Source organism: Pseudoduganella sp. RAF53_2, from assembly GCF_052113985.1.
Classification (GTDB): domain Bacteria; phylum Pseudomonadota; class Gammaproteobacteria; order Burkholderiales; family Burkholderiaceae_D; genus Rugamonas.
Window position 1 is genome coordinate 1 of record NZ_JBFRDW010000428.1, and the last position, 5,252, is coordinate 5,252.

The 5,252-nt window shown below is 64.8% G+C and carries 4 protein-coding genes and 1 pseudogene; 1 reads left to right on the forward strand and 4 read right to left on the reverse strand.

What is annotated here, in order from left to right:
• Positions 1-28 precede the first annotated feature (28 nt).
• A pseudogene (locus tag AB4Z11_RS21975) lies at positions 29-331 on the forward strand (GNAT family N-acetyltransferase); the annotation flags it as partial.
• 158 nt (positions 332-489) lie between these two features.
• Here the strand turns inward: AB4Z11_RS21975 and AB4Z11_RS21980 are convergent.
• The 4 genes from AB4Z11_RS21980 to AB4Z11_RS21995 all read right to left on the reverse strand — a co-directional run.
• A complete protein-coding gene (locus AB4Z11_RS21980) occupies positions 490-2,169 on the reverse strand; it encodes a glycine betaine ABC transporter substrate-binding protein (protein WP_442027672.1) in 1,680 nt (559 codons plus the stop codon).
• Between the two features lie 59 nt (positions 2,170-2,228).
• On the reverse strand, positions 2,229-3,515 hold the full coding sequence (gene hutI / locus AB4Z11_RS21985) for an imidazolonepropionase (RefSeq protein WP_442027669.1): 1,287 nt from the start codon (positions 3,513-3,515) through the stop codon (positions 2,229-2,231).
• A gap of 7 nt (positions 3,516-3,522) precedes the next feature.
• Positions 3,523-4,107, reverse strand: coding sequence for a HutD/Ves family protein (locus AB4Z11_RS21990; RefSeq protein ID WP_442027670.1), 585 nt, complete (start codon positions 4,105-4,107; stop codon positions 3,523-3,525).
• Positions 4,104-5,252: formimidoylglutamate deiminase (locus AB4Z11_RS21995; protein ID WP_442027671.1), on the reverse strand; the 1,149-nt coding region annotated here is incomplete at its 5' end. The genes AB4Z11_RS21995 and AB4Z11_RS21990, both read right to left, overlap by 4 nt.

The following is a 5,252-nucleotide window of genomic DNA, read 5'->3' on the forward strand; positions in this document are numbered from 1 at the left end:
GGCGAGGTGGTGACCTATGCATTGTTCTGGCGAGGTGGTGACCTATGCATTGTTCTTCCACAATTTCTCCACCTTCCTGTGCAAGAAGGGTCTGTATCTGGAGGACCTGTATGTGAAGCAGGACCGCCGCGGCCACGGCTACGGCAAGCAGATGCTGATTGCGCTGGCGCAGCTGGCGGTCGAGCGCCACTGCGGCCGTTTCGAGTGGTCGGTACTCGACTGGAACTCGAACGCAATTAATTTCTACGAGTCCATGGGCGCGGATGTGCTGCCGGATTGGCGCGTGTGCCGCGTAACGGGCGATGCGCTGACGAAGCTGGCGCGTTCCTGATTCTGAAAAAAAAGAACCCACGCGGCTCGTGATGCGTGGGTGGGGAAAACCCAGGTGTCAGTTGGGATTTTGGGGAGATGAATCAACGACTTCAATATAGTCGCTGATCAGTGCGCTCAACCCGTTACTTACAAATTTTTACCTTCAGTCGAAACTGCTTACAACTTGACGCGACGCAATTGCGCGGCGCGTTCGAGCAGTTCGAATATCGCCTGCGTTATCAGGGCCAGTGCGGCGGCTGGGATGGCGCCGGCCAGCAGCAGATCGTTGTCGTTCAGTGCGAGTCCTGTCGTGATGCGCTCGCCGTAGCCACCCGCGCCGATGAAGGCCGCAATCGTTGCGGTGCCAACACTCATCACGGCGGCCGTCTTGACGCCTGCCAGGATAATGGGGGTAGCCAGCGGGAGTTCAATATGCAGCAGTCTTTGCGCGGGTTTCAGGCCCAGCGCCTCGGCTGCCTGCTTCAATCCTGGTGGTATGCCATCAATGCCTGTGCAGCTGTTGCGCACAATGGGCAGCAGCGCGTACACGAACAAGGCGACCAACGCCGGCAGCGGGCCGATGGCGCCCAGCAGTGGGATCAGCATTGCCAGCAAGGCCAGCGATGGAATGGTTTGCAGCACGCCGACTGCGGCCATCACCGGCTGCTTCAGCGCGGGCCTGTACGCGGCCAGAACGCCGAGCGGAATGCCGACCACACAGGCCAGCATGACCGACACCGCCACCAGGGTAATGTGCTGCCGCGTGAGCTTCCACAAGTCGTCGGCGAACAGGCGTGATAGCAAGCCAGGCTTGACCAGCGCGGCGCTTGTTGCGGCGGGGTCCCCATTGGCGGACGGGGTGCCCGTCGCGCCGGAGATAGCGGCGGACGTGGCCAGCGATGCGGCGGTCGTAGCCGGTGATGCGGCCGACGTGGCCGACGATGCGGCGGTCGTGGCCGGCGATGCGCCGGGCGCAGGGCTGGCCGCGCCAGCAGCCGCGGCGGGCCGCGCAGTGGACGTTCCGGCGACGGCGGCGACGTCAGCGGCGGGATGCCGGGCGAGCCAGTTGCGGGCGATGGCGGCGAAGGGTTGGGATTGCAGCTCGGCAGCGGCGTTCATGGCGATCATGTCGGTCGCGTTAATGCTGCCATGCAGTTGCTGAATCGCGCGCCAGGCGGCGGGGAAGCGCTGGGCGGCGTCGAGGCGGTAGAGCAGCACGGCGTCGTAGCGCGGGAAGTAATGGCGGTCGTCATCGAGCACGCGCAGGCCGTATTGACTGATCTTGGCGTCAGTGGAGTAGATGTCGATCACGTCGACCTGCTTCTGCGCGAGGGCTTCGTAGGCGATGCCGTGATCGAGGCCGCGCGGCTGCTGGTACAGGCCGTAGAGTGTCGACAGGCCGGGCCAGCCATCGGCGCGGCCGATGAATTCATGCGACAGGCCGAGGCGCATGTCCTTGCGCGCGGCCAGCTCGGTTAAGGTACGCGGGGCATTGGGCTCGTTGCGCACTGCCAGCGCGTAGGTGTTGTTGAAGCCCAGCGGAACGGCGACGCCCAGTCCCTTTGGTTTTAGCTCGCGGTTCAGTTCTTCAATCGTGGCGGGCTTGGTGTGCTTCAGGATTTCCTGGTCGATGGTCCCGGTGTATTCAGGGTAGACGTCGATGCTGCCCGCCTCCAGCGCGGCTAGCACGATGGCTGTGTTGCCGAGGCCTTGCTTGTGCTCGACCTTCACTTGCGTCGCGGCGGTTTGCGCGATGATTTCGCCGAGGATGTAGGACTCGGTGAAGCGCTTCGAGCCAACGCGCAGCACGCTGTCGTCTGCATGTGCGGTGATTGCGGCCAGCAGTCCGGCCAGCACGCAACATGCGGCCAGCAGGCGCTGTGACGCACGCGGGGCGGGCGCGGGGGATGGTGCGGTCACCAGGCTTCCGCGGGGGCGAGTTGGGGGGCGCGCCAGGTGCCGGCGTGGACCACGGCGTGGCAGGGATTGAAGCCGATGGCGTAGGACAAGTCGGCGGGCCGGGCGATGCGCCACAGGGCGAAGTCGGCGCGCTTGCCGATGGACAGGCTGCCGGTTTCGTCCTGCAGGCCGAGCGCGCGGGCAGCGTGCACGGTGCAGCCGGCCAGCGCTTCCAGCGGCGTCAGTCGCCACAGGGTGCAGACCATGTTCATCGCCAGCAGCAGCGAGGTCATTGGCGAGGTACCGGGATTGTTGTCGGTGGCAACCGCCATTGGCACGCCGGCGGCACGCAATGCCGCGACGGGCGGCGGCGTGGTGTCGCGCAGGAAGTAGTAAGCGCCGGGGAGCAGCACGGCGACCGTGCCGGCGGCGGCCATGGCGGCGATGCCGTCGGCGCTCAAATGTTCAAGGTGATCGGCGGACAGTCCGCCAAAGCGTGCCACCAGCTGTGCGCCCTGCTGGTCGGACAGCTGTTCCGCATGCAGCTTGACCGGCAGGCCGTGCGCGCGGGCTGCGGCAAACACGCGCTCAGTCTGCGCGGCCGAGAAACCGATGCGCTCACAGAACGCGTCCACCGCATCGGCCAGGCCCTCGCCTGCCAGCGTGGGGATCATGTCGCATACCAGCTGCACGTAATCGTCCGCACGATCGCGGAATTCCGGCGGCAAGGCGTGCGCGCCGAGGAAGGTAGTCTGCACGCTTACCGGCAGCACTTCGGCCACACGGCGCGCGACGCGCAGCATCTTGGCCTCGGACTCCAGATCAAGCCCGTAGCCGGATTTGATTTCCAGCGTGGTGACGCCTTCGGCCAGCAGCGCGATAATGCGCGGCAGACTTTGCCGCAGCAGTTCATCATCCGATGCCGCACGGGTCGCGCGCACGGTGGACATGATGCCGCCGCCGGCGCGGGCAATATCCTCATAGGTGGCGCCATTCAGGCGCGCCTCGAATTCATCGCTGCGGTTGCCCGCATGGACGATATGCGTGTGGCAGTCGATCAGGCCCGGCGTGAGCCAGCAGCCCTCGCCGTCGCGCACCTCGGCGGCCGAACCCGCGGAAGCTGCGTCGGCGGCCGGGCCGAACCAGGCGATGCGGCCATCCTTGACCGCAATCGCGGCATCGCGCAACTCGCCGTAGCCGGACAGTGCAATCGCGCCGGCGGTGGAAGCGCTGGCCGGAGCGCTGGGATCGGCCATCGTGGCCAGGTGAACGTTGGTGATTAAGAGATCCCAGCTTGCTGCCATGCTTTGCTTACTCGTCGTTGGGGAAGATATCTATGATGAAGACCGTTGCGTGGCCCGCTTCCAGCGTCCACACGTCTTCTTTTTCCAGTACCACAGCATCATAACGCACCATGGAGATACGCTCGCAGCCGCTGAYCAGGGTCAGGCTCTCGCCTTCGGCCAGGAACACGATGGTGGTTTCGCTGCGCCGCTCCAGCGTGGAGAAGTCGCGCACGACACGCCGCTCCAGCTGGTGATTGCAGTATTCGCGCCGCGTCATCACGTTGAAGTCCGTGGTCATGCCGCCATCGACGGTGGCCGTGACCTGGATCTCGCCGGGGAAAGCCACCACCGGTTCACGCTCGCTCAGCGCCACGCGCCGTTCGTTCCCCACGTCCAGCACCACGCCCTCGCCGTCGACCAGCGTCAGTGTGCGGTCGATGCCGGGAAAGACGGAGAACGGTCCGGACTGCGAAATGGTGGCAATGCTGACGCGCCACTCAAAATCTTCAAAGGTGGCGCCGGGTGGGAAGACGGTGACTTCGGTGGTGCTGCCGCCGCCGTTTTTCCACGGCGTGGCATGCAGGCTTGCGTACTGAATCAGTCGTGTCATGATCGTAGCTCGCGCAATTCGGCCAGCGTCTTCTTGAAGCGCGCGGTGATGGCCGGTTGCGCCACGTGCTTCTGGCCGCGCACCACCCACTGGCCGCCGACCATTACGTCACGCACTAGATTATCATTTCCGCAGAAAACGAGGCTTCCTAAAAGCTCGGAATCGTGCAAACCATCGAGATTCGGGTGGTCATCATCCAACACAATCAGGTCGGCGCGCTTGCCCGGCGCCAGTGCGCCTACCGGGCGTCCGCACGCTTGCGCCCCGCCCTGCAAGGCCGACTGCCACAGGAAATCGCCCACGTGGCGCTGTTGTTCGGACACCGCGATATTGCGGCGCTGCTGTGCCAGACGCTGTCCGTATTCCAGCCAGCGCAGCTCCTCGATTGCGGATTGCGAAATATGGCTGTCGCTGCCGATGCCGAAACGGCCGCCCTGCGCGAGAAACGGTTCGAGCGGGAAGATGCCGTCGCCCAGATTGGCTTCCGTGGTCGGGCACAGACCGGCCACCGCACAGCTGCGGGCGATCGAGGTGATCTCGTCTCCGGTCAGGTGCGTGGCATGCACCAGGCACCAGCGCTGATCCACCGGCAACTGATCGTACAGATATTGCACGGGACGGCGGCCGCTGAAATCGAGCGACTGCTGCACTTCGCCCTGCTGCTCGGCGATGTGCACATGCACAGGGCGCGCTTTCGGCAAGTGATCGAGCACTTCACGGATCTGCGCCACCGACGCCGCACGCAGCGAGTGTGGCGCCACGCCCACTTCGATCTGCGCATCGCGCAGCGGCTCCAGCTCACCGATGATTTTCAGGATGTCGCGCGCGTCGGTGCGGAAGCGCGCCTGCTCCGGCTTGAGCGGCTGCTCGCCGAAACCGGAATAGCTGTACAACACTGGCAGCATGGTGATGCCGATGCCGGTGTGGCGCGCAGCGGCAATCACCTTTTGCGCCGTTTCGGACGCCTGCGGATACATGCTGCCATCCGGCGCCCGCTGCACATAGTGGAACTCGCAGACCGAAGTGTAGCCATGGCGCAGGCATTCGCTGAACAACTGGGCGGCGATGGCTTCCATCTGCTCCGGCGTGATATTGCGCGCGAAGCGGTACATCAGGTCGCGCCAGGTCCAGAAACTGTCCTTGCT

Excerpts from the sequence above, each read along its gene's own strand:
- hutI (WP_442027669.1), bottom strand. The coding sequence starts at position 3,515 with ATGGCAGCAAGCTGGGATCTCTTAATCACCAACGTTCACCTGGCCACG.